Origin of the sequence: Maritalea sp., assembly GCF_051251695.1 — a bacterium.
In the GTDB taxonomy this organism is placed as follows: domain Bacteria; phylum Pseudomonadota; class Alphaproteobacteria; order Rhizobiales; family Devosiaceae; genus Maritalea.
The window spans coordinates 58,948-83,764 of record NZ_JBPOEU010000016.1 but is presented as its reverse complement, the minus strand read 5'-3'; the positions used below and the strand labels follow the sequence as shown (position 1 = coordinate 83,764).

23 protein-coding genes are annotated in these 24,817 nt (G+C 49.6%); 15 read left to right on the top strand and 8 right to left on the bottom strand.

Annotated elements, in window-relative coordinates; all coding sequences use genetic code 11:
* The coding region (locus ACSHWX_RS11470; protein ID WP_435668359.1) for a hypothetical protein at window positions 1–256 on the bottom strand (256 nt) is incomplete at its 3' end.
* Between the two features lie 13 nt (window positions 257–269).
* Here ACSHWX_RS11470 and ACSHWX_RS11465 point away from each other — a divergent pair.
* Both ACSHWX_RS11465 and ACSHWX_RS11460 read left to right on the top strand, forming a co-directional pair.
* A complete protein-coding gene (locus ACSHWX_RS11465; RefSeq protein ID WP_435668358.1) occupies window positions 270–1,499 on the top strand; it encodes a putative DNA modification/repair radical SAM protein in 1,230 nt (409 codons plus the stop codon).
* On the top strand, window positions 1,496–2,956 hold the full coding sequence (locus ACSHWX_RS11460; RefSeq protein WP_435668357.1) for a UdgX family uracil-DNA binding protein: 1,461 nt from the start codon (window positions 1,496–1,498) through the stop codon (window positions 2,954–2,956). The genes ACSHWX_RS11465 and ACSHWX_RS11460 overlap by 4 nt, the downstream gene beginning before the upstream one ends.
* 13 nt (window positions 2,957–2,969) lie before the next feature.
* Here the strand turns inward: ACSHWX_RS11460 and mnmA are convergent, their stop codons facing one another.
* On the bottom strand, window positions 2,970–4,112 hold the full coding sequence (gene mnmA, locus ACSHWX_RS11455; RefSeq protein ID WP_435668356.1) for a tRNA 2-thiouridine(34) synthase MnmA: 1,143 nt from the start codon (window positions 4,110–4,112) through the stop codon (window positions 2,970–2,972).
* Between the two features lie 287 nt (window positions 4,113–4,399).
* On the opposite strand from mnmA, the gene ACSHWX_RS11450 reads away from it, so the two are divergent.
* Both ACSHWX_RS11450 and ACSHWX_RS11445 read left to right on the top strand, forming a co-directional pair.
* Window positions 4,400–6,151 (top strand): flagellar hook-length control protein FliK, encoded by a 1,752-nt coding sequence (locus ACSHWX_RS11450; RefSeq protein WP_435668355.1) that lies wholly within the window; start codon window positions 4,400–4,402, stop codon window positions 6,149–6,151.
* Window positions 6,152–6,160: 9 nt separating this feature from the next.
* Window positions 6,161–6,826, top strand: a complete 666-nt coding sequence (locus ACSHWX_RS11445; RefSeq protein ID WP_435668354.1) for a flagellar hook assembly protein FlgD — start codon at window positions 6,161–6,163, stop codon at window positions 6,824–6,826.
* 3 nt (window positions 6,827–6,829) lie between these two features.
* Here ACSHWX_RS11445 and ACSHWX_RS11440 read toward each other — a convergent pair whose 3' ends face one another.
* Window positions 6,830–7,690 carry a DMT family transporter gene (locus tag ACSHWX_RS11440; RefSeq protein WP_435668353.1) on the bottom strand — a complete coding sequence of 287 codons (861 nt, stop codon included), beginning with the start codon at window positions 7,688–7,690 and terminating at the stop codon, window positions 6,830–6,832.
* 111 nt (window positions 7,691–7,801) lie between these two features.
* Between ACSHWX_RS11440 and ACSHWX_RS11435 the strand changes: the two genes are divergently transcribed.
* The 8 genes from ACSHWX_RS11435 to flhA all read left to right on the top strand — a co-directional run bounded on the left by ACSHWX_RS11435 (window position 7,802) and on the right by flhA (window position 17,211).
* A complete protein-coding gene (locus ACSHWX_RS11435) occupies window positions 7,802–9,214 on the top strand; it encodes a PLP-dependent aminotransferase family protein (RefSeq protein WP_435668361.1) in 1,413 nt (470 codons plus the stop codon).
* A 173-nt stretch (window positions 9,215–9,387) separates the two neighbouring features.
* Window positions 9,388–9,666, top strand: coding sequence for a CtrA inhibitor SciP (gene sciP / locus ACSHWX_RS11430; RefSeq protein ID WP_435668352.1), 279 nt, complete (start codon window positions 9,388–9,390; stop codon window positions 9,664–9,666).
* Window positions 9,667–9,871: 205 nt separating this feature from the next.
* Window positions 9,872–11,494 carry a flagellar basal-body MS-ring/collar protein FliF gene (fliF, locus tag ACSHWX_RS11425; protein ID WP_435668351.1) on the top strand — a complete coding sequence of 541 codons (1,623 nt, stop codon included), beginning with the start codon at window positions 9,872–9,874 and terminating at the stop codon, window positions 11,492–11,494.
* 3 nt (window positions 11,495–11,497) lie between these two features.
* Complete coding sequence (fliG, locus tag ACSHWX_RS11420; RefSeq protein ID WP_435668350.1) at window positions 11,498–12,562, top strand: flagellar motor switch protein FliG; 1,065 nt, start codon at window positions 11,498–11,500, stop codon at window positions 12,560–12,562.
* Window positions 12,563–13,249: a hypothetical protein gene (locus tag ACSHWX_RS11415; protein ID WP_435668349.1), complete on the top strand. Its 687-nt coding sequence runs from the start codon at window positions 12,563–12,565 to the stop codon at window positions 13,247–13,249.
* 71 nt (window positions 13,250–13,320) lie between these two features.
* A complete protein-coding gene (gene fliN, locus ACSHWX_RS11410) occupies window positions 13,321–13,608 on the top strand; it encodes a flagellar motor switch protein FliN (RefSeq protein WP_435668360.1) in 288 nt (95 codons plus the stop codon).
* Window positions 13,609–13,657: 49 nt separating this feature from the next.
* Complete coding sequence (gene flbD, locus ACSHWX_RS11405) at window positions 13,658–15,031, top strand: sigma-54-dependent transcriptional regulator FlbD (RefSeq protein WP_435668348.1); 1,374 nt, start codon at window positions 13,658–13,660, stop codon at window positions 15,029–15,031.
* Between the two features lie 41 nt (window positions 15,032–15,072).
* Window positions 15,073–17,211 carry a flagellar biosynthesis protein FlhA gene (flhA, locus tag ACSHWX_RS11400; RefSeq protein WP_435668347.1) on the top strand — a complete coding sequence of 713 codons (2,139 nt, stop codon included), beginning with the start codon at window positions 15,073–15,075 and terminating at the stop codon, window positions 17,209–17,211.
* A 200-nt stretch (window positions 17,212–17,411) separates the two neighbouring features.
* On the opposite strand, the gene ACSHWX_RS11395 is transcribed toward flhA, so the two are convergent.
* Window positions 17,412–17,747 (bottom strand): hypothetical protein, encoded by a 336-nt coding sequence (locus tag ACSHWX_RS11395; protein WP_435668346.1) that lies wholly within the window; start codon window positions 17,745–17,747, stop codon window positions 17,412–17,414.
* A 168-nt stretch (window positions 17,748–17,915) separates the two neighbouring features.
* Between ACSHWX_RS11395 and ACSHWX_RS11390 the strand changes: the two genes are divergently transcribed.
* Complete coding sequence (locus tag ACSHWX_RS11390; RefSeq protein ID WP_435668345.1) at window positions 17,916–18,746, top strand: hypothetical protein; 831 nt, start codon at window positions 17,916–17,918, stop codon at window positions 18,744–18,746.
* Window positions 18,747–18,830: 84 nt separating this feature from the next.
* Here ACSHWX_RS11390 and ACSHWX_RS11385 read toward each other — a convergent pair whose 3' ends face one another.
* The 4 genes from ACSHWX_RS11385 to ACSHWX_RS11370 form a co-directional block, all read right to left on the bottom strand.
* Complete coding sequence (locus tag ACSHWX_RS11385) at window positions 18,831–19,343, bottom strand: GNAT family N-acetyltransferase (protein ID WP_435668344.1); 513 nt, start codon at window positions 19,341–19,343, stop codon at window positions 18,831–18,833.
* A gap of 14 nt (window positions 19,344–19,357) precedes the next feature.
* Complete coding sequence (locus ACSHWX_RS11380) at window positions 19,358–20,755, bottom strand: L-serine ammonia-lyase (protein ID WP_435668343.1); 1,398 nt, start codon at window positions 20,753–20,755, stop codon at window positions 19,358–19,360.
* 167 nt (window positions 20,756–20,922) lie between these two features.
* Window positions 20,923–21,972 carry a permease gene (locus tag ACSHWX_RS11375; RefSeq protein WP_435668342.1) on the bottom strand — a complete coding sequence of 350 codons (1,050 nt, stop codon included), beginning with the start codon at window positions 21,970–21,972 and terminating at the stop codon, window positions 20,923–20,925.
* Window positions 21,965–22,315, bottom strand: a complete 351-nt coding sequence (locus ACSHWX_RS11370; RefSeq protein ID WP_435668341.1) for an ArsR/SmtB family transcription factor — start codon at window positions 22,313–22,315, stop codon at window positions 21,965–21,967. The genes ACSHWX_RS11375 and ACSHWX_RS11370 overlap by 8 nt, the downstream gene beginning before the upstream one ends.
* 200 nt (window positions 22,316–22,515) lie before the next feature.
* On the opposite strand from ACSHWX_RS11370, the gene ACSHWX_RS11365 reads away from it, so the two are divergent.
* Both ACSHWX_RS11365 and ACSHWX_RS11360 read left to right on the top strand, forming a co-directional pair.
* Complete coding sequence (locus ACSHWX_RS11365; protein ID WP_435668340.1) at window positions 22,516–24,228, top strand: ABC transporter ATP-binding protein; 1,713 nt, start codon at window positions 22,516–22,518, stop codon at window positions 24,226–24,228.
* Window positions 24,229–24,311: 83 nt separating this feature from the next.
* A complete protein-coding gene (locus ACSHWX_RS11360) occupies window positions 24,312–24,812 on the top strand; it encodes a ClbS/DfsB family four-helix bundle protein (protein ID WP_435668339.1) in 501 nt (166 codons plus the stop codon).
* The last annotated feature ends 5 nt before the right edge of the window (window positions 24,813–24,817 follow it).

The window sequence follows — 24,817 nt, the reverse complement described above, 5'->3', positions numbered from 1 at the left end:
ACTTAAGCATCCAATATATGTCAAGATTTGCAATCGAAAAGCCCTTGGCACTATCTTTGGGCGACAGGGGGAGCACAGCGATCAACGTCGGCGAAAAAAGCTCTCGGGTGCGGGGGTAGCGAACATCGTTTGTGACGGCGATGGGAAAAAAGTCGGGGGTGTCCGGATAATCGGCACAGCGCGTGTCGGCGGCCCGAAAAAAAGGCTTCCGCAAAAAATTAAAATCCAAATATCTTGATTTCATCAAAAAGAACATATAGAGAACATATATGGTGAAATCTCTAAAAGAACGGCTGGCGATCCTGTCCGATGCTGCAAAATATGATGCTTCATGCGCTTCCAGCGGCACAACGCGACGCGACTCATCCAAATCGGGTGGTCTGGGGTCCACTGAAGGATCAGGCATTTGTCATGCTTATGCGCCGGACGGGCGCTGTATTTCCCTGCTTAAAATTCTGATGACGAATTTTTGTATCTATGATTGTTCCTATTGCATCAATCGCTCTTCTTCCAATGTCGAGCGGGCGCGCTTTTCCCCAGAGGAGGTGGTGTGGCTCACCCTTGAGTTTTACCGGCGAAACTATATCGAGGGCTTGTTTTTGTCCTCGGGCATCATCCGCTCATCCGACGATACGATGGGACAGATGGTCAAAATTGCGAAAGACTTGCGCGTAAAACATAATTTTCGCGGCTATATCCATCTTAAATCCATCCCCGAAGCGTCTGCTGGTTTAATTGAAGAAGCAGGGCTTTACGCCGACCGGCTTTCCATCAATATCGAGTTGCCGACCGATGCTGGCCTAAAGCAATATGCGCCGGAAAAACAACCCGTTTCGATCCGCAAATCCATGGGCGATTTGCGGCTAAAAATTGAAGAAGCGCGGGAGCCGACATTTAAAGGCAAGCGCAAGCGCTTTGTGCCGGGCGGACAAAGCACGCAAATGATCGTGGGGGCCGACACCGCCAATGATGCGACAATTTTGGGCTCCAGTGCTCGGCTTTATTCAAGCTATAAACTTAAACGCGTCTATTATTCCGCCTTTAGCCCTATCCCCGACAGTTCGCGCAATCTGCCCCTCATCAAGCCCCCATTGATGCGCGAGCATCGGCTTTATCAAGCAGACTGGCTCTATCGGTTTTACGGTTTCTCGATCGACGAGATAGCCTCTACAGGCCAAAATGGGATGCTTGATTTGGACATTGACCCAAAATTGTCTTGGGCGTTGAGCAATCGCGATCGTTTTCCCGTCGATATCAATAAAGCGGATAAAGAAATGTTATTGCGTGTACCCGGCTTCGGCGGCAAAACGGTGAAAAAGCTCATCAGCGCCAGGCGGCATCGCTCTATACGGCTGGAAGATTTACGCCATTTGGGCGTCTCTGTAAAAAAGGCCCGCAATTTCATTGTGGCGCAAGGCTGGTCCCCGCATCGCTCTTTAGACAGATCGGATTTACGCACTGTCTTCGCCCCCGCGCCAGAACAGCTAACCCTTTTATGAACCATGAAATAGTCCTGGAAGGGCGCGGAGACTTTGAGGAATGGCGGCACGCTGCGCGCCAATTGTGCGAACGAGATATTTCGCCGGATCAGGTGATCTGGCGCACGCGTGACAATACGGGAGATTTGTTTGATGTATTGACTGGAAAACAGCAAATAAAGGCGCAGTCCCCCTCCTCCATGCGGGTACCAAAACGCTTTGTTCAAGCAGCAAAAACTGCAATCTGTCATACGGATAAAGACCGATTTACTCTGCTTTATCGCGTGTTGCACCAACTCAAATCCCACCCCAATTTGATTGATGATCAAACTCATCCCGACATCGCAAAACTTAACATATTGATGAAAAACGTTCACCGCGACAGCCACAAAATGAAGGCTTTTGTGCGGTTCAAGGAAGTTGACGGGCGGCAACAAGGGCGTCGACGGTTTGTGGCCTGGTTCGAACCAGAACATTACACAATCGAGCGCACCTCCCCGTTTTTTAAAAATCGATTCTCGGACATGGATTGGCTAATCGCCTCCCCCAAAGGGGCCGCCGCATGGGACGGCAATAAGCTAAGCGTGTCGCGCGACCCCGCGGAGCCCCCGATCGCACAGGACCAAACAGATGAGTTGTGGTGCACATATTTTGCAAATATTTTTAACCCAGCTAGACTTAAAGTGCGCGCCATGCAATCGGAAATGCCAAAGAAATATTGGAAGAACTTACCCGAAGCCGCGCTCATCCCAGATTTGATCGCTGGCGCAGAAAAACGCGTACTGGAGATGGCGGCCAAAGAAGCCAGCCAACCTCGCCCCTTCCATGATCGCATTCAAGCACAATGGCAGGAAAAGCCAAAAACCGATGAAGGCATAGACCTCACCCCACTCGAACAAATGCGCAATCAGGCCGCAAGCTGTACGCGATGCCCGCTCCATTGTCGCGCCACGCAAACAATATTTGGCGAGGGCCCCTCCACTGCACAAATTATGGTGGTGGGTGAACAGCCCGGAGATCAGGAGGATTTGGCCGGGCGTCCTTTTATCGGTCCAGCTGGCAAAATCTTTGATGAGGCCTTGGCCCAAGCACAATTGAACAGGTCGGAATTATATATCACCAACGCGGTAAAACATTTCAAATATAAGGAACAGGGCAAGCGCCGCTTGCACGAACGTCCAACCACCGGCGAAGTTGAACATTGTCGATGGTGGTTGACCAAAGAAATGGCACTTATTCAGCCCGAAGTGATCATCGCCATGGGGGCGACGGCCTATTTCGCCCTAACGGGAGAAAAACACCCTATCGCAAGAGTGCGGGGCACACCGATCCCCATGCAAGAAAACACCACGCTTCTGGTCACCACCCACCCCGCTGCAATCCTGCGCAACCCGGACAAGGTCGCAAGGCAAAAAATGCTGAACGCCTTTTATAACGACATGCAAAAAGCGCAGCACTTAAGCGCCGCGCTAATTTAAGGCATTACCTAATTTAAGCCGCTTTCGCGCTCACCGCCTCAGAAATCCAACCACCGCCCAGCACTTCACTATTGGCGCTGTCATCAGCATAAAAAACGCAGGCCTGACCCGGTGAAACGCCATGCTCACCGCCAACCAGTTCCACTTCAACCACCCCATCAACCACGCTTAACCGTGCTGGCTGCGGCGGCCGCGTTGAGCGAACCTTGGCTTCAATCTGGACCGGACCATCGCGCTCAATATCTGTTAGCGATTTTGCACCCAACCAATTGACTTGCTTCAGACGAACAGCACGGGTCGCAAGTGCCTCATACGGACCAACAATAACTTGCTTTGTCTCTGGTTCCAGTTTGACCACATAAAGCGGGTCCGGTGCCGAGATGCCAAGGCCTTTACGTTGGCCGATTGTATAATGAATAATGCCCTTATGCTGACCGAGCACGCGACCGTCCATGTGTACGATATCACCAGGGCTAACCGCGTCTGGCTTAAGCTTAGCGATAATTTGCGCATAATTGCCATTTGGCACAAAACAGATGTCTTGGCTGTCGCTTTTCTCTGCAACAACGAGACCCATTTCCCGCGCAATATCACGCACCGCGTCTTTGGTCATGCCGCCAAGCGGAAAGCGCAAATAGTCGAGTTGATCTTGCTCAGTTGCAAACAGAAAATAGCTTTGATCGCGTCCATGGTCATTTGGGCGGAACATGCCCCTGCGGCCATCCTTTTCCAAAGACTGGATATAGTGGCCGGTCACCAAAACGTCCGCGCCAAGTTCTTTTGAAACCCGCATCAAATCAACAAATTTGACGGTTTGATTGCACTTCACGCAAGGGATCGGGGTTTCGCCGCGCACATAGCTTTCGGCAAAATCATCAATCACTGCTTCGCGAAAACGGCTTTCGTAATCCAACACATAGTGCGGAATGCCAATCGCTGCAGCAACACGACGCGCATCGTGAATATCTTGCCCAGCGCAACACGCACCCTTGCGGTGCATTGCTTCGCCATGATCATAAAGTTGAAGGGTAACGCCAAGGGTTTCATATCCCTCGCGCGCCATAAGTCCAGCCACGACTGAACTGTCTACGCCACCTGACATCGCAACAACAACGCGCGTGTCTTCCGGACGCTTATCTATTCCAAGCGAATTCATCGTTTCTCCATCCAAATTGGGGTTAAGGGCCAACGGATGAAGGCGATGTAGCAATTTGGTTGCAAAAACTCAATAGTCTTACGCACTCAATTGACGGGGCCGATAGGCAAGTTCTGCCCCCTACCCAGCCAAAATGTCCCTAATGCGGACTATTCTTCGTATCTTGATTCAAGACATAACAACTAAACATCTGATTTAACTTAATTTTTAACCAAGTCAAAAACTGGCCCGTAAATTGCTTAATAAGTGGGTGGACACATGTCACTGTTTGTTTGAGTGGGTTAAAAATGCAATTTGGATTATCAGCAGCGCCTTCCATTCCCGGTTTAGAACTGGCAGCACAAGTGCGCAACGGCGTACATGCCGCTGAAAATATCGTTGGAAATACTGGTAATGCAAACGCTGCTGGCGAAGGCGGAACTGGATTTGAAGCCTTGCTGGCCGCACTCGTGGCCGGCGGCAACAATGCACCAAACACCAAAAATGTCGATGAGTTGGGTTTAGACAAAGCCAATCCAGATACCGTGGTAATCGCTGAGGCTTTGGCAGGCTTGGCCGAAGCGTTAAAACCTTTAGCAAAAGCATTTGACAATCTACAGATTCCATCATCCGAACAATTGGACGTAGCGCGCGCAGCCTTAGGCAAACTCGTTGAGAGCATCAATGCGCACCCAAATAGAGCGAACATCAGCGCTCACGGACCAATCGGCGCCTTTGCCGGGCAACTGTCTGAACTGCGTCAAGCAGGTACTGACTTAGAAAAAGTAGGTTCCAGTGACTTCGCCAAGGTTGGCCAACTGTTGGAACGGCTAGATAAAATCCTTAGCCAATTGCCCGGTCAACTATCAGGTCAAGTGTCTAGCGCAGCGCCCGCGCCGCTTAACCAAAACAATAGTGAGGCCAAGGCTCCACTTAACATTCATCAAATGATTGAGCGTTTAACGCAACTCGCCAGCGACTTACCGACTTTGCCTGAACAATTCAGCACATCGACAGTGGCGCGCCCACAATTCGGCGGTTCAGCACTTCATGTGCAAGCAGGTATAGAGAATCCGGCACTAGGCGGAACCTCCCCGACGGGCCAATTTGTTGACGACGCAGCCGCACAACAAACATTGTTGCAGCAAAAAATCGCAGAACAGCCAAATACTCAGGCGAGCCAAGCCAACACTCAAGTCAATCAAGTCAACGCCCAAGCCAGTCAAATCAACACTCAAGTGAACCCAACAACACCGGGCACGGTTAATAAAGAAGCGGAACCAGATATTCTGGCGCAATTGGCAAATTTGGGCCAACAGGCAAGTGGCGAAGCAAAAAAGCGGGAAAAGCCTGCTGGCCAAACGAATTTTATCAACAACACCCTCAATCCCGGCGAAAATGCTGAAGCGCCAAAAACATTTGGTCAGGCGTCTCGTGAGGCAAATCTTCAGGCCGCAGCCACCTATCCTGGTGCTGCCAAGCCACCTCAAGCACCAGCAACAGCAACTGCGCCGCTACCAACAGAACTAGACGCCGTTGAAACGGGCACTGAAAAACTACTTGCCCAGCACAAAATTGAAAGTTTCCAACAGCAAACCAATCATGTTGAAGCCGCACAAGCCCGCACAGGCCCTAGACAAGTCAATATTCCCGGCGTTGCTTTTGAGATCGTGCGCCAAGTCCGTCAGGGCGCGCAGCAGTTTGAAATTCGTTTGGACCCACCAGAAATGGGTAGAATAGACGTAAAAATGGAAATGGATGGCAACAATGTTACTGCCCGCCTCGTGGTTGAGCGCGCCGAAACGCTTGATTTCCTCCAACGTGATGCGCGCGCGCTTGAACGGGCGCTGCAACAAGCCGGGTTGAACGCCGATCGTGCCAACTTGGAATTCTCGCTGAAACAAGACGGTCAAAAAGGTTCTGGACAATCTCAGAATGGTCACCAAGATCAACTCAACTTGGCCGACCATGACATTTCTGCACAAGAGCAGGCAAAATTGAGTGAAACCACAATTTATCGCGGCACGGCAAGTCCGGGCGGCCTAAATGTGTGGGTATAGGAGCAAGTTATGGCAGGCATAGCACCAGCTAGCGGCATTGGCACAACAAGCAACGAGCTTAAAACCTCGCGCAAAACCATTGGCGAAAACTTTGATACGTTTTTGAGCATTCTCACGACCCAGCTCAAGAACCAAAATCCATTGGACCCGCTGGATACAAACCAGTTTACCCAACAAATGGTGCAGTTCACCGGTGTTGAGCAACAGCTCAAAACAAATGAATATTTGGAAGCCTTGATCAAAGCGAACGAAGGTTCGTTTTCTTCTCAAGCGGTATCCTACATCGGCAAAGCCATTACCGCCTTTGGCGACACGACAGAAATGAAAGACAATAAGGCGGAGTGGACATATGGCCTGACCACAGACGCCGCAGAAAGCACAATCACCATCAAAAACGCTGCAGGCGCAGTGGTCCACACTGAAGACAAAGCCCTAGCCAAGGGCGAACACACCTACAAGTGGGATGGCAAGGGAAGCGATGGCGCAAGCCTACCAGAAGGACAATATTCGCTTCATATTGAGGCGAAAAGCGCCGAAGGTGCAAAGGTCAACACCTACACAATGACCAAGGGTATCGTTGATACGGTTGATTTTGCAGGCAATGAGCCAATTCTGATCATTGATGGCGCTAAAATTCCGCTTTCATCTGTCGGTAAAGTAAGCCTAGCGTCCTAAACGCTAGGCAAATCGTTTCGCGCCAGCAACGCATAACACCACAGCAATACTGACAACAATCATGGTTGCACTGACTTGCTCACGAAGCAGCAGTGCCGCCAGCACAAGGCCAAAAAAAGGTTGCAGCAACTGCAGTTGGCCCACAGCCGCTATGCCACCCTGGGCAAGACCGCGGTACCAAAAGACAAATCCAATAAGCATGCTAAATAGCGAAACATAACCCAACGCAATCCAAGCGGATGGCGCAATGCCAACAAATGTTGCTGGCGCAGAATAAATCGCCAACGGAATTGTCACGGTCAAAGACAGCAAAAGCGCCCAGCAAATCACCTGCCATCCACCCAGCTTTCGCGACAGCTTCGCGCCCTCTGCATAACCCAATCCACAAACAACAATCGCTACAAACATCAGTCCATCACCATAAAGCGACGATTGAAAATCGTTCGTTAGGGCAAACCCGACGACGAACGCACTGCCCAATATCGAAAACAGCCAAAATGTCGGATGGGGTCTGTCCCCAGCGCGTATCACACCAAATATGGCGGTAGATAACGGCAGCAGACCTATGAAAACAACGGAATGTGCCGAGGTGATATGTTGCAAAGCCAGGGCTGTAAGCAGCGGAAACCCGACAACAACACCCACGGCCACAATAAGCAGTGGCACGAGATCGCTTCGCGTTGGCCGGGATCTTGAAAAGACCAACAGCAGTAAACAGCCTAGAGCTCCGGCGATCACCGCACGCGCTGAGGTGAGAAAAATGGGATCAAAATGCGCCACGCCCACGCGCGTTGCCCCAAGTGACGCGCTGAAGATGACCATACCGATAAAGCCGTAAATCCAGCCACTTTTGCGCTCATCCATTTTTCAGCCCTTTTTTTGAAATGAATTAAGCGCATTGCCTGTATCTATTGCAGATACAAAACATTACAATATGCACGAACTGTACTGGGATTTTGGGCATTACAAATGCATATGGATGAAATTGATCGGAAGTCGAACGGCACACTTGTCGCCCAAGTGATGGCCTCAATTCGCAAACATATCGCCAGCCGCCAAACAGCGCCGGGGGTCAAATTGCCCTCAATCCGCGATACAGCACTTCGTCTTAAAGTTTCCAAATCCACTGTGGTTGAAGCATTTGATCGGTTGGTAGCCGAAGGCACAATTTTATCACGCCCCGGTTCTGGCTTTTATATTGCGGGGCACCTGCCGCCATTATCCTTGTCCGTTGCGGGACCAAATCTTGAGCAAGAAGTTGATCCTGTCTGGATCACACGGCAATCTTTAGACAATGAGCAGCATTTTCTTCAACCCGGATGCGGCTGGCTGCCCTCTTCCTGGATGCCGCAGACAGAAATCCGACGCGCCTTACGCGCCGTTGCCCGCAATGATTTGACGAGCCTAACGGATTACTCCACCCCCCAAGGTTTGCCAGCGCTGCGACAGTTACTGTCCAGACGACTGGCCGATCGAGCCATTGAAGCGCCGCCGCAACAAATAATATTGACCGAGTCAGGTACGCAAGCGATCGACTTATTATGTCGATTTTTTCTGGAACCCGACGACGTGGTTGTGCTGGACGACCCATGTTACTTTAATTTCCACGCCATGCTGCGTGCCCACCGGGTAAAAGTTGTCGGCGTCCCTTACACAAGCAATGGTCCAGACCTAGAAGTATTCGAACGCACGCTGAAAGAGCACAAGCCGCGCCTCTATATCACCAATTCCGCCCTGCATAACCCGACCGGTGCTACACTATCGCCAGCCGTTGCGCACCAAGTTTTAAAGTTAGCGGAGCAAAATGACTTGCTGATCATAGAGGATGATATTTTTGCTGATTTTGAACATGCTCCCGCGCCTCGCCTCGCGGCCTTTGACGGGTTAAATCGCGTCATCCATATTGGCAGCTTCTCCAAAACCCTATCGGCTGCCGTTCGATGTGGTTTCATCGCCGTAAAATCAGAATGGGTCGATCAAATAGTTGATCTCAAACTCGCAACGGCCTTCGGCGGCGGATCATTTTCATCTGAACTGGTTTTATCTCTTCTAAAAGATGGCGGTTACCGGCGGCACATAAACGGGCTGCGCAACCGGCTCGCAACTGCGATGGGCAGTGTTAGTACAAAACTGAAAGCTATTGGCCTAACGCCATGGATAGAACCCGATGCGGGCATGTTCTTGTGGTGCCAATTACCACACGGCATAAATGGAGTTGATGTGACCAGATATGCGCTAGCAGAGCAAATGATGTTGGCCCCCGGCAATGCATTTAGTCTTTCCCAAAACGCCAACGACTATTTGCGGTTCAATGTCGCTCAATCGCTAAACCCATCAATATTTCCCATTTTGCAGCGCGCAATAGAACAAGCTTCAAGTGAAGATTAGAACCCTCAATTGATGGTGCAAGGACCATCTAAACCGCCCCCGGTTCCAAACCAAAACCTGTACGGTTCCTTTACAAATACACTTAACCAATTGTAACCAACGGCTTAGTCAAATTTTAAGGCAAGTGGGTTAGATTAAAGTCATAGTTGGTCAGGTTTTGAGTAGTGAGTAAAATGACCGTACAAATGCGTCCACGTGTAAAATATGTTATCGGCCCAGATGGCAGCCCTCTAACGATTGCTGATCTGCCGCCACCAAATACAAAGAGATGGGTGATCCGCCGCAAGGCAGAGGTCGTCGCCGCAGTTCGTGGGGGATTGTTGAGCCTAGATGAGGCTTGCACCCGATACACGTTAAGCGTTGATGAGTTTCTGAACTGGCAAGCGGCCATCGACAAGCATGGCCTTGCTGGCCTGCGCACAACTTGGGTTCAACATTATCGCGAACACTAAATCGCTGAACCTAAAGCATTTTTCAAATGTGATTAGAAAGCCCGCCATTTGAGCGGGCTTTTTTTGTGCTCGGCAGTTTTTTCCCATTTATTTCCCAAATCGCGACACCGGTTAACAATATCTTTACTACCCTCTAGGTAAATTTTGCCTAGCGAAGCAATTCGCAATTTCGATTGAGAAACATTTTTTTGAGTTGGGTGGCAGAGTGAACGGATTAGGCGAATTTTTGACGCGATTAGGATTAGCCCGCGTTGCAGCCATGGCCGTGACTGCGGTACTAATGGTCGGGTTTTTTGCGTTTTTAATATTTAGAGTAACAACGCCGCAAATGGCACCTGTCTATTCAGGTTTGGAATTTGAAGATTCTGCTGCGATCGTAAAAGAACTCCGCACACTTGGCGTGCCCTTCGAACTGCGAGGTGACGGTGAAATTATTCTCGTCCCTCGTGATCAAATAACCACTATCCGCATGTCGCTCGCTGAAAGCGGTTTGCCCACCAGAGGGCAAGTTGGATATGAAATCTTTGATCAACAAAACACCCTTGGTGCGACAAGCTTTGTTCAAAATCTAAATCACCTACGCGCACTTGAAGGTGAACTTGCCCGCACCATCACGTCCCTAACGCGCGTTAAGTCTGCTCGCGTTCACTTGGTTTTGCCGGAACGTGAATTGTTCCGTCGCGAAGCCAAACAACCTTCAGCATCAATCGTATTGGAAGTGCGCGGTGCTCTCTCCACTGGCGAAATTCGCTCGGTCCAACATTTGGTAGCCTCAGCCGTTGATAGTCTTACCCCGAACATGGTTTCAATCGTTGATAGCTCCGGCCAATTGCTAGCCTCTGGTGCTGATGGCGAGGATAGTGCACTTTCTACCCAAAGCGAAGAACGCAAGCTTGCTGTTGAAAGCCGCCTTCGCACACGTTTGGAAGAATTGCTTGCCAACGTTTTTGGTGCTGGTCGGGCGCGGGTTCAGGTCACTGCTGAATTGGACATGAACCGCTTTACCCGCACATCTGAAAGCTTTGACCCTGACGGGCAAGTGGTGCGCTCCGCCCAAACGCGCGAATTGAGCAATCAAGCACAAGGTGCCGCAAATGGTGGCCAGGTTAGTGTGGCCAATGAATTGCCCGGTGCCACAGCAAATGGCGGCGAAAATGGTGGTTCTAACGAACAGTCAAGCACCACCGAAGAAACCATCAATTATGAGATTTCAAAAACCACTCAAACCGAAGTCGTAGAAGCTGGCGCCATCAAACGCCTATCCGTTGCGGTGGTGATTGACGGGCTTTATTCAACAAATGCAGATGGTTCAGCCCAATATGATCCGCGCACTGCAGAAGAACTGGCGCAAATCCGTTCGCTCGTAAATTCAGCCATCGGCTATGATGAAAATCGGGGCGATCAGGTTGAAGTGATCAACATGCAGTTTGCAGAGCGCCCCGATCTAAATTTTGAGCCAACCGAAGCTGGCTTGTTCGACTTCACACGCGACGACATCTTTTCAATTGTTGAAATGGCAGTGACCTTACTCATTGCACTAGCGCTCGTATTCTTCGTGATGCGCCCTTTAATCAAAAAAGTGTTGGCCCCGGATGAAGACGCGCCAATGTTGGTTACCGCTCAAGAAGCTGTGGATGCAACAGGCAAGCCCATTGATCCAACCGGCCCACTGACCGAAGAAGATGTGGCCCGTGATAAATGGCTCGACGAAGCACGTAGTTTAGGCAAAGCACAATTTGAAGCGATTGAGCGGGTTGGCACGCTGGTACAAGAAAATCCAAAACAGGCATCTATGATTATTCGAAATTGGCTATTGGAGGCCGCGTAAACAATGGCTTCCACTGAAGTTGCACCACAATCTATTGGCGCTGGTCTAGAAATCGCCGGAGAAAGCGAAAACCGTGAGCTCAAGGGAGACGAGCGCGCCGCTGTGCTTATGCTGGCCCTTGGTCCCGATTTTGGCAAACCGATTTTTGAAGAATTAGACGATATTGAAATTCGCCAATTGTCCCGCGCCATGTCCAACATGGGCGCGGTTACCCAAGATATGCTCGACATTTTGTTCGCCAAGTTCGTGACCAACCTCACCACAAATGGTGATTTGGCGGGTGGTGTAGATTCAACGGAACGTTTGCTTCTTTCCTTTATGTCCCAAGATCGCGTTGACATGATCATGGAAGAAATTCGCGGACCAGCGGGTCGCAACATTTGGGAAAAGCTTTCAAATGTTCAAGAAGACGTTTTGGCAAGTTTCCTAAAGAACGAATATCCGCAAACCATATCTGTGGTGTTGACCAAACTAGCAACTGACCACGCGTCACGCGTTTTGGGCAGCTTGCCAGAAGAACTAGCGATGGATGTAGTCCAGCGCATGTTGGCGATTGAGCCGGTACAAAAAGAAATTGTCGAAAAAATCGAAGACACTTTGCGCAACGAGTTTATGTCTACGCTTTCGCATACAAGGCGTCGTGATAGCCATGAGCAAATGGCAGACATTTTCAACGCATTTGACCGCCAGACAGAAGCGCGTTTCCTCACCAACCTTGAAGAACGCGACATAGATTCTGCCGAACGCATTAAAGCGCTGATGTTCACATTCGATGATCTTGGTGCCCTTGACGGAACTGCCATCCAGACCGTGTTGCAAGCTGTTGAAAAACCAATGCTTACTTTGGGTCTTAAAGGCGCGAACGAGCAAACAAGAGATCTGTTCCTTAAAAATATGTCTGCTCGTGCGGCTAAAATGTTGAAAGACGATATGGAAGCCATGGGCCCTGTTCGTTTGAAAGACGTGGATGAAGCCCAATCAGCGATGGTAAATCTAGCGAAAGACTTGGCAGCCAAAGGCGAGATTGTGATCACCAAAAATGGCTCAGACGAAGAGATGATTGGTTAGATGACACAACATGCCAAGTTCACATTTGACCTGGATCTCGCCAAGACGTCACAAAAATCCAAGCTGATGGAAGAGCGCGACATTGAACGCATGATCTCTCAAGCCAGAGAGCAAGGGTACAATGAAGGTCTGCAAGAAGGGCAAAACTCTGTTCAAAGCCAAACAAGCCAACAAGTTGCAGCGGCAGCAGAACAAGTGGCGGCAAGTGGCGCACAATTTTTGCAAGTTTTAGATCAAGCACAGCAACATCATTTGGCACAATCTACAAAATTGGCAGCAAGTGTTGGGCATAAATTGGCGTCTACCCTCATCGAGCAGACCCCCACCCCTGAAATTTCAGCGCTGATTGAAGATTGCCTTTCCTCCTTGGGTAAAACGGCACACCTTGTGGTGCGTTGCAACGAACAACTCAGCGACGAAGTAAAACCCATTGTGGAGCAATTCGCCAGCCAGGCTGGTTTTGAAGGTCGCCTGATCATTATGGGCGAGCCTGACATTGGCATGGGGGACTGTCGGGTTGAATGGTCTGACGGCGGCATCGCCCGAAATTTTGACAACCTTGCACAAGAAATCAACGGCAAGATCACTCAGTTTGTGAGCCTTACAATGCCAGAAACTGCACCGATTGATTTACCTCAGAACGAAGAAATTCCAACAACAATTGAAGCCTCAGAGGAAATCCAATGAGCGACATCGACGATCCAACAATCGACAATCCTGGCGGCGACGCAGCCTCAATGCTTGATGGACTTGAGGAAATGAAGGCCGAAGAAAAGCAACCTATCCCACGAGATCGTGAAAAATCAGCTGACGATCTGGAAGCTGTTTTTGATGTTCCCGTACGCATTTCAGCCGTTCTGGGCCGCACAAAAATGCCCGTTTCAGAGCTTATGGCGATGGATGCAGGAAGTGTTGTTGAACTTGACCGTCAAGTGGGCGAAGCCATCGATATTTTCGTTAATTCGAGATTGGTCGCACGCGGCGAAATTGTGCTGGTGGAAGACAAGTTGGGCATCACCATGACAGAAATCATTAAGGCTGGATAAGCCGCCTAAATTTAAGCCAGCCAAAAACTAGGCCGGTAAGGAAAACAATATGCGTTTATTGATTATCGGAGCCTTAGAGGGACAACTCAGCCAAGCGACAAAGCTGGCGATGGACGGTGGTGCGAAAGTTGCCCATGCGGACACGATTGAGGTTGCGCTTGCAAGTCTTCGGGCTGGCCGAGGGGCAGATCTGCTGTTGGCTGACGTCATGGCCGATATTCCTACCCTACTTGCCGCACTAGAAGCCGAACGCATACACATTCCCTTGGTTGCTTGCGGCACCGAAACCAACGCCGCTGCCGCAGTAAACGCTATCCGAGCCGGCGCGAAAGAATACATTCCACTGCCGCCTGACGCAGAGCTAATCGCTGCCATAATTGCTGCCGTCGCCAGAGAATCGAGTGACTTTTTATACCGCGATACAGTGATGGCTAAAATGGTCAAACTAGCCGATCAAATCGCACCGTCTGAAGCAAGTGTTTTGATCACTGGGGAAAGCGGCACTGGTAAAGAAGTCATCGCCAAATACGTGCATGGTCACTCAAAGCGAGCCGGCAAACCATTTATCTCGATCAACTGCGCTGCGATCCCAGACAACTTGCTAGAAAGCGAGCTTTTCGGGCATGAAAAAGGCGCCTTTACTGGCGCTGTCGCACGTCGGATCGGCAAGTTTGAAGAAGCAAATGGCGGCACATTGCTACTGGACGAGATTTCAGAAATGGATGTCCGTCTGCAAGCCAAATTACTGCGCGCCATTCAAGAACGGGTCATTGATCGTGTTGGCGGCACAAAGCCAGTGCCCGTCGATATCCGAATTTTAGCGACGTCGAACAGAGACCTGCAAGACAGCGTCAAAAACGGCGAATTTCGCGAAGATTTACTCTTCCGTCTGAATGTTGTGAATTTGAAAATTCCAGCCCTTCGCGAGCGTCCCGGCGACATTATTGTATTGGCTGAACATTTTATCAAAAAATATGCCGAAGCGAACGGTGTTCCGGCTCGTCCATTAGGCGACGATGCGCGCCAACAATTGGTTCAAGCCCAATGGCCTGGCAACGTTCGTGAACTGGAAAATACCTTGCACCGGGCCGTGCTGCTGGCAACTGGTGATGAAATTGATGCTGAAGCCATTAGTTTGCCAGATGGTTCAGGCATGAGTTCTGCATCTCAAGATGGCTCGCTCGCTGCGCAAGCAGCAGCTGTTGCAGAAAATGCAGCGCGCGCCATGGTTGGACGAACAGTAGCTGATGTTGAGCAAGATTTGATTTTGGACACGCTTGATCATTGCCTAGGAAACAGGACCCATGCGTCGAACATTTTGGGCATTTCCATCCGCACATTGCGCAACAAATTGAACCTATACGCAGATAGTGGTGCACATGTTCCCGCACCCGGCGAAAACCGTTCACCAAACATCGCATGAAGTATAACATGAAGTGCAGCATGAAAGGCCAATGTGCGTAAATGAGTGACACGTCACAAACCACAACACCAAGGCCAAAGTCAGTAAGTTCAAACTTTCCTGCACTAGGCAGAGTGATCGATTTACTGCGCCAAGGCGATATCGCTTTGGCCGTCGGCGTGATTACGATTCTGATGGTTTTAATCATGCCGATGCCAGCGATGGTGTTGGATATGTTGCTGGCCATCTCTATCGTCTTTTCCGTGTTGATTTTGATGACAACTTTGTTCATCCGGACGCCACTTGAGTTTTCCGCATTTCCAACCGTATTGCTGATCGCAGCGATGATGCGTTTGGCGCTCAACCTCGCGACGACGCGCCTGATTTTGGCAAACGGACACCTTGGCACCGACGCCGCTGGCAACGTTATTCAAGCCTTCGGCAATTTCGTTATGCAAGGCAATTTCGTTATCGGGATTATCGTATTTGCCATTTTGATCATTGTGAACTTTATCGTTATCACAAAGGGTTCTGGCCGGATCGCAGAAGTTGCGGCACGCTTTACCTTGGACGCAATGCCCGGCAAACAAATGGCCATCGACGCTGACCTTTCCGCTGGCATGATTGATGAAGAAACAGCCCGCGTCCGCCGTAAGACTTTGGAAGACGAAAGCTCGTTTTTCGGGGCCATGGATGGTGCGTCAAAGTTCGTGCGTGGCGACGCTATCGCTGGGCTTTTAATCACCTTTATCAACGTGGCCGCTGGCATTATCATTGGCGTCGGCCAACAACAAATGTCGATCGGCGACGCAGCCAACAATTATACATTGCTCACAGTTGGCGACGGTTTGGTATCCCAAATCCCCGCGCTGATCGTTTCAACCGCAGCAGGTCTTTTGGTATCAAAAGCCGGGGTAACCGGCACTGCAAACCAAGCCCTTGCCGAACAGTTCTCAGGCTATCCACGCGCATTGGGAATGACCTCTGCAGTGATGGCGATGCTTGCGCTTTTGCCCGGCATGCCAATTTTACCCTTTCTAGCTTTATCGGCTGGCGCGGGATATTTGGCCTATAAATTTTCAAAAGACCAAACCAAGGTTGCCGACAACGCATTGGCCAAAAAGGCCGCAGAGAAAATTGCCAAGGAAGCACCTGAAAAAGAGCCTCCGATCACCGATGCGCTTAAAATGGATGAGCTTAAACTCGAGCTTGGTTATGGATTGTTGCAATTGGTCAAAGAGGATGATCAGGGCAATGATCGTTTAACCGAACAAATAAAAGCGCTACGCCGTCAATTGGCAACAGACATGGGCATCATCATGCCATCTGTGCGTATTCTTGATAATATGCAATTGCCACCAAACGACTATATTGTGCGCATCAAAGAAGTAGAAGCCGGCCAAGGCAACGTGTTCCCCGACCAGTATATGGTGATGGATCCAATGGGCGGCCAGATCAATTTGCCCGGACAGCACACCATTGAGCCAACATTCGGCTTACCCGCAACTTGGGTGGATGCAGGATTGCGCGATGAAGCTGAGGTTAAAGGCTATACCATAGTCGATCCATCCTCAGTGATCTCGACCCACCTCACAGAGGTTTTGAAAACCAATATTTCCGATTTGTTGAGCTATGCAAATGTTCAAGAATTGCTGAACAATCTAACCACAGAACAACAAAAACTAATCGAAGATATTGTGCCAAATCAAATCTCTGTTTCAGGCATTCAGCGTGTGTTGCAGAACCTGTTGGCCGAACGCATTTCCATACGCGACCTTGCTTCAATCCTTGAAGGGATTGCCGAAGTTGCTGGCAATATCACCAGCGCGAAACTGATCGCAGAACATGTCCGCACACGTTTAGCACGCCAGCTTTGCGCTGCTAATTCGGCCCCTGACGGCACGTTGCCAATTCTAACGCTTTCCCCGGAATGGGAGCGTGATTTCTCTGATGCTTTGCATGGTGAAGGTGCAGACAGACATTTAGCGATGGCCCCTTCAAGGCTGCATGAATTTATCAAGGAAATCCAAACCGCATTTGAGAGCGCCGCACAAATGGGCGAACTACCTGTGATGATCACATCACCCCCCATCCGTCCACATGTACGCGCAATTATCGAACGTTTCCGCCCACAAACCGTTGTGATGAGCCAAAACGAAATTCATCCCCGCGCGAGGCTGAAAACAATCGGCAGTATTTAGATGTCTGTATAGCCATAGCGACAAGGAATTGAATTTCCGCACCTGCAAAACCTGCGGCACATCAATCCTATGCAATCCATCGTCACCTTGGGCGAAGGGCGTACTCCGATGAATTTAAACATGGCAGAGCTGTCTGCAATCAAGCAAACCCCTATCAGCCATTTCGATGGTGCGGACACGCGGAATTTTTTGGATTGAGACTAATATCGGTAAATCGCTGGACAACCTTGTTTGCTTATTTGTTTTCCGATGTCATCTAACTGATTGGCGTAGTTTTTCACGAGGTTTTGTTTAGTTCGCACCTTAACTTTTTGACTTTGAATATCCCGTTCAAGCGCCAGCACCTCACGCTCCAGCTCTGGAACTTCTGTTGCTAGCATTGCGCTTGCCACAGAACCTGCACCGCTCAAAGCTTGTGCTCTTGGGTCATTTATAAAGCCTACTGCATTGCTTGTTAGTGACACAGCATCCGTTGCTGCGCGAGCCTGGGTTAGCTTTCTAAACTTTCTTCGATGATGTTCGGCCAAGTCGCTCAATCTGTTCATTAGTCGCGCTAGCTCTGATTTTTCTTTTAACCAAGTTGCCCGGATACTGTCATGAAGTGACTGTAACTCTTTACAACTTTTACCTGAGAAGCTTAAGATCGTTAAATACTCCTTTAAATGTACTTAAAAGAATACTTGATCAAGCGGACCCGTAGATAAATGAACAAGTTACGACGACGACCAACATGGCAACCTGTTGTTCTTGCTGCATTTTTGATTTGGGCTCTTACATCAAAAATGGGGATAGCAGAAACGCTAGCCTGGTCATTCGAAACTCACCTCCATCCCCTTCTCAAAGAACAAAGCGCAACGGAAAACGACCGTCTAAGGAAAGCTCTTTACAAAAATGAACCCATTTCTTGTCTAACTGGAAACCGGATTCAATTTGAGATCTATAAAGAACATTATCCGGCATACACACTTTATGGAAACGACCATACTGAACGCTACGAAGCTTGGAAGCATCACGTATATGCCACCAAAAGAGATATCGACTTGCTTTGTCTCATGCGCTTCGAAGAACAAGCAATCACGCACCAAGTCGAGAAATTTAAGGACTATTCCCTTGATGATCCCTTAGACTATGAAGGCGGCCTCCTTTACTGCGGCAAATTCGTAAATCGCGACCGAAGCAACAAATCCGAAGCGCTTGCAGAAAAAATTGAAAAATTTCTAACTTACGTTCGACTCAACGAGCCCCGATGGGCCCATGAATTTTTGTCAGCTTTTGAATTTAGCCGCCCAACCGTCATCCTGCACCCTGACATTGAATATTACTTCCAAAAACGCTTTGTTTGGGAAAACTGGCAGCAGACCGTTCATGCGCCCGATACACGCCACCCAGACCATATATTTACGCCTGAGCGCCTCGCTTTTTTAGACGACGCAGTTGCACGTGGTGACCTACAATCAGTTATTGACAGCATGGGCGCATGTTTAACTCCCGTGGCACCTTGGCAATATCTTTATGAGGAAGGTGAAAAGACCTAATTTGCCAAGCACGACGAAAACGACGGCGCTCTGAGCATTTTGATTTGTATTATTTGAACCATCAATTCGAGATCAATGAAAGCCTCATCCAGCATTCACGAGTTTTACAAACTTCACCTCAACTGCATCGTGGGGCACCTGTTCAAACCCCAACCGCTGCACCAAACCTATCGAGCCCACATTCTGCGCATCAATTTCGGCGAAAAACGCGATAACGCCATAGTTCTCTACGATAAATTTCATCATTGCCTCAGTTGCCAATGTGGCAATACCCTGCCCCCAAAATATGGGGTTGAGCACATAGGCGATTTCGCAGGTACTATCCGGATAGACAGTCGCTTGGACATAGCCAGCGGTTTCCCCCTTTAAGCATACAACCCAATTCAACCACTGTTCGTCCCCGTCCGGCGAACATCGCGTTTCAAGCCGTTTCAGCCGCGCTTCAAATGATGCAAAGTCTGTTGGCGCTTCGTTGTCCAAGAACGCATAGATTTCTTTTGGCTGCAAGATTTGAAAAAGCGCTTCAGCATGGACCGCCAATTGGGGAACCAACACCAATGTGTCATTGCACCTGATTTCAACAATGCTGTCGTCCAAACCCGTTACCCCACTCAACAAGCGGGCAGCGCGACCGACAAGCCACCAAGCGACGTTTCTTTATACCGGCTGTCCATATCCTTGCCCGTTTCATACATGGTTTTAATACACGCATCCAACGGCACAATGTGCGTACCATCACCATTCAGCGACAGTGAAGCTGCGGCGATCGCCTTGATCGCGCCCATGCCGTTGCGCTCGATACACGGCACCTGCACAAGTCCAGCGATTGGGTCACACGTCATGCCCAAATGATGTTCCAACGCGATCTCAGCCGCGTTTTCCACCTGCTCATTGCTCCCGCCAAGCACCGCGCAAATTGCAGCAGCGGCCATAGCAGATGCCGAACCGATTTCACCCTGACAACCAACCTCAGCGCCAGAAATCGAGGCGTTATGCTTGATCAGTCCCCCGATGGCCGCGCCAACCAAAAGCATCTCGTGTGCCTTGGCCATGGTGGCGCCTGGCACATGGTTTAAATAATATTTGATAACAGCTGGGAAAACCCCCGCCGCGCCGTTGGTTGGCGAAGTGACCACTTGACCCCCGGCGGCATTTTCTTCGTTGACCGCCATCGCATAAAGCGAAATCCAGTCGTTCGCCGCATGGGGCATTTGCAAATTTGTGCCCCGTTGCTCGATCAGCTTATCACGAACGGCAGCGGCGCGACGTTTAACTTTTAGCCCACCGGGTAAAATGCCAGTGCCCTCCAGCCCGCGTTCGACGCAATCATCCATTACCGCCCAAAGCTTTTTCAGCCCAATATTGAGGTCTGTTTCAGTCATCCGGGTCAGTTCGTTCGCGCGCTTCATCTCGGCAATGGTTTTGCCATGCGCATTCCCCATCTCGAGCATTTCCGCCGCACTATGGAACGGAAACGGAATGGCAATCGCTTCAACCCGTTGTTCCAACTTATCGACATTTTGGTGCTCTTTCATCGTCAAAACAAATCCGCCACCAATCGAGAGATAAGTCTCTTCAAACCGCACGTCCCCTTCTGGGCCGATCAGGGAGAGAACCATAGTGTTTGGATGCGGCATTTGGGTGGTATCATAATCAAAAATGATCGCGGTTTCAGGATCAAGCCCAACGCTAAAGCCGTCGGCGATTTCGATCTGTTTGCCAATGCCTAACTTAACCAGCCGATCATTGGCTTCATCGCGCTCAAATGTTTCTGGCGAAAATCCACATAGACCAAACAAAATGGCTTGATCCGTAGCGTGTCCCTTGCCGGTGAAAGCAAGCGAACCTTGCAACTTGCACTCAAGTTGACATTGATCGCCTCTATCAAACCGGCCTTTGTTTTTAGCCAAGTGTTCAACAAAACGAGTAGCGGCCACCATCGGCCCCATCGTGTGTGAAGAAGAAGGCCCAATGGAGACCTTAAATATCTCAAATACGCTGACAAACATGCGCTATCCCCTTGTTGATGCCGCGAACCTCTTTTGGGTTTGCTTCCATCAATTGTCGTTATTGGGGTCTTGCCCCCGATCTGACAACAGGATTAGCCATGAAAAAGGGGAAGTGCAAAGAAATAACTGCACTTCCCCTTTCAACTTTTGTTGCACTTGCAAATCAGCTATGTGCTAACACCGATGATAAGGTATTGATAAATCACACCAAAAAGCATTGCACCGGATATGCCAAATGCCAGATAAAGCGCGAATATTTGCCGTTTTACGAGTGAAAATACAGCCGTCATCGCCGGGATCGAGCTTACAGAACCCGCGATCATAAAGGACATAGCAGCCCCAACTGACATGCCTTGATCGATCAGCCCATTCACCAGCGGGATAGCCGCATAACCGTTTAGATAAGCCGGCGCACCAACAGCGGCCGCAATGGCGATAGGCGCAAGACCGTCACCGCCAACAAATTGTGCGATAAACGATGCGGGAACATAGGTGACCAACAATGCTTCCATCACATAGGCAAAGGCCAACCATTTACCCAAGAACAGCAGGTTTGAAGACCCTTCCTTCTTGAACACCGCAACGCGCTCTTGTTCTTCCCAGAATGTCCATTTCGGCTTGCCTTTGAACTTGCCTGCACCGCAGGTCGAAGCTTTGTAATCTTCTCTAAGGGGATTTCCGATTGACCCACGATTGCCCACAAGTTTAATCGCAAAACCACCCAACAGACCAAGCGACACGGCAAACACGGCCTTCGAAATCGCGAACTCCCAACCAAGCACAGAACCGGTGATCACAAACGAGGGTGGATCAATCAGCGGCGAGGAAAGCCAAAATGCCATCACAGCAGACAGGGGCGCACCCAAAGTCAAAAGCCCGGCGATAAATGGAATGACCTGACAGGAGCAAAAGGGCGAGAGCCCACCAATCAGCGCCGCTAAAAAGATCGCCTGCATTTCGCGTCCCTCAAATGCCCGACCAACAAGGGCCTCGGCACCGGTTGCTTTCAAAAACCCGATCAGCAAAACCGCAACCAAGATAAACGGCAAAGTGCGCAAAAACGCCCATGAAGCAAACGAGACAATGGTCATAAATTGCGATGGGTCAAAGATGCCAACCAGGAGCAAAATCACCACAATGGCAAATGGCACGCTTTTTATGATTTTCATCGGTTGGAAATTTGGTCGCCAACCCCGACCCTGCGTAACGTCAGACATTGTCCTGATCCTTCTTTCCTGCATCCAAATTTGTGTTTGCATGGGCTTGTTTCTCGTCAATGCAACACTGCTTGAGAATGAACCCAGCCAATGTGTCCATCTGTTCAAAATTGGCGCGATTGATGATCGTGCGCCCCTGCTTTTCTTGGTCGACCAACCCAGCGGCCGTCATAAACTTGAGGTGATGATTGAGCGTTGATGCGGGAATATTTGTTCGCGTCTGAATATCACCAACCAGCAGACCCTTTTTGCCAGCACGCACCAAGCACATCAAAACCTCCAACCGGGGTTCTGACCCCATTGCGGCGAAGGCTTGGGCGGCCATGATCAAATCGACGTTCATAAATGCCTCATTTATTATTTCTATAATTCTAGATATATCGAATCAATTATCATGTCAACTGACCTTGATGCAGAATTGTCACGTCCACAGTGCAAATACGGCAGCGGCTGATATTGCAGTTGTCAGACAGCCCATAATTGTGAAATATTGCGACCCCACCTGATGCACATTTTCAAACCTATTTCTAAGTTGGAACAATCATGTTGCGCCGCTTTTTTAGCTATTACCGACCCTACAAAAAGCTCTTCTTTTTGGACTTCGGCAGCGCCGTTGTTGCCGGTCTATTGGAGTTAACATTTCCATTGGCGGTGAAACTATTTATCGACACGCTATTGCCCGGCCAAAACTGGGGTTTAATTGCAGGTGTCGCTGTTTTGCTTTTAATGGTCTATTCCCTGAATACTGGGCTTATGGCGATTGTGAACTATTGGGGCCACGCTTTAGGCATCAGCATTGAAACGGACATGCGCCGCGAAGCGTTCAACCATATTCAAAAACTTAGCTTTAGCTATTTTGACAACACCAAAACCGGCCAATTGATCACAAACGTCACCAAGGACTTGGAAGAAGTTGGCGAGGTAGCCCACCATGGGCCAGAAGACCTGTTCATCGCCATCATGACGTTTGTCGGCGCGTTCATTTTGATGTTTACCGTCCACTGGCAGCTTGCCCTAACGACAACGATTATCGTGCCTTTCATCACTTGGCTGGTCAGCCGATATGGCGCGCGCATGACCGCGAACTGGCGCATACTTTTTCACCAAGTCGGCGAGTTCAACACAAGGGTAGGCGAAACCGTTGGCGGCATCCGCGTGGTCAAAGCCTTCGGCAACGAAGAACACGAAAAAGCGCAGTTCGAGATCAACAATGAGGGATATCGCAACACCAAACTAAGCGCCTACGCCTATATGACCGCCAGCATTTCCATGTCCTATTTCAGCACGCGTCTGGTGCAGTTAATCGTGATGTTAGCTGGCACCTATTTCGTCATGATTGGCGAATTGTCCTATGGCGGATTTATTGGCTTTTTGCTGCTGGTCAACGTGTTCTTCCGACCGATCGACAAAATCACATCTGTGTTGGAAAGCTACCCAAAGGGCATCGCCGGATTCAAGCGCTTTACAATCCTGATGGATACGGACCCTGACATTAAAGATAAGCCAAATGCGCAAAAGGTAAGCCACTTGAACGGCGACATCGAATATAAAGATGTCAGCTTTTCCTATGGCAAAACCGCCAAAATATTCAACAATCTCAACCTGCAAATTAAAGCCGGTGAAACCGTTGCCTTTGTCGGCCCGTCCGGCTCTGGCAAAACCACCATTTGCTCGTTACTGCCCCGCTTTTATGAAGTTCAAAACGGCGGCATAAGTGTTGATGGCATTGATATCCGTGACATCGCCCAACAATCGTTGCGCAGCCAAATCGGCATTGTCGCTCAGGATGTTTTCCTATTTGGTGGTACCATCCGCGAGAACATTGCCTATGGCCGGTTGGGCGCAAACGATGACGATATTTGGCAAGCGGTAGAGCGATCATCCCTCACCCCATTCATCAAATCATTGCCTAACCAACTGGATACAATTGTCGGGGAACGTGGCGTCAAACTATCCGGCGGCCAAAAACAACGTTTAGCGATAGCGCGGATCTTTTTGAAAAATCCACCCATCCTCATTTTGGATGAAGCAACATCTGCTTTGGATACCGCAACCGAAGTCGCCATTCAAAGTGCGTTGACCGAACTTTCCAAAGGTCGCACAACCCTTGTTGTCGCACACCGATTGGCCACCATTCGCAATGCCGACCGCATTATTGTGGTCAATGAAAAAGGCATAGCAGAACAAGGTAGTCATGCGGAACTGCTGAAGAAGAACGGTGTTTATGCTGAACTACACCGGGCCCAGTTTGGCTGATCAACATCATTTCTTATGCGTTTGATTTCAGTCATGGCAGACATTGGCACATCTCCTATCCTCATTTAAGGAAGAGGTGAACCATGCCAGCCGCGACAAACAAAACTGATCTACTCGCCGTCACAAGAAACGAATATACAAAACTAATAAAACTCATCGACCAAATCGATGAACCCACGGCGCTGACTAAAACTGACGATGCTTCAATCAAAGACACGATCGGGCACCGGGCGCACTGGATCGAGCTTTTCTTAGGCTGGTATGCTGACGGCCATGCGGAAAAGGAAGTCTCTTTCCCCGCTAAAGGTTACAAATGGAACGACCTCAAGCGCTACAATGCCGACCTACGCGAAAGCCAAGAAACGCTGAGCTGGGCAGACGCCAAGCAATTGTTGGAAACCAATAAAACAAAACTGGAAAAGTTCATACAAAGCCACTCAGATGAAGAGCTTTATGGCGGCCCAATGAAAGGCGCGAACAACAATTGGACAACCGGTCGTTGGGCAGAAGCTGCAGGGCCAAGCCATTTCAGATCTGCCGCCAAGTATTTGCGTTCAGTACTCAAGGCGAACAAAAGCACATAGGTCGC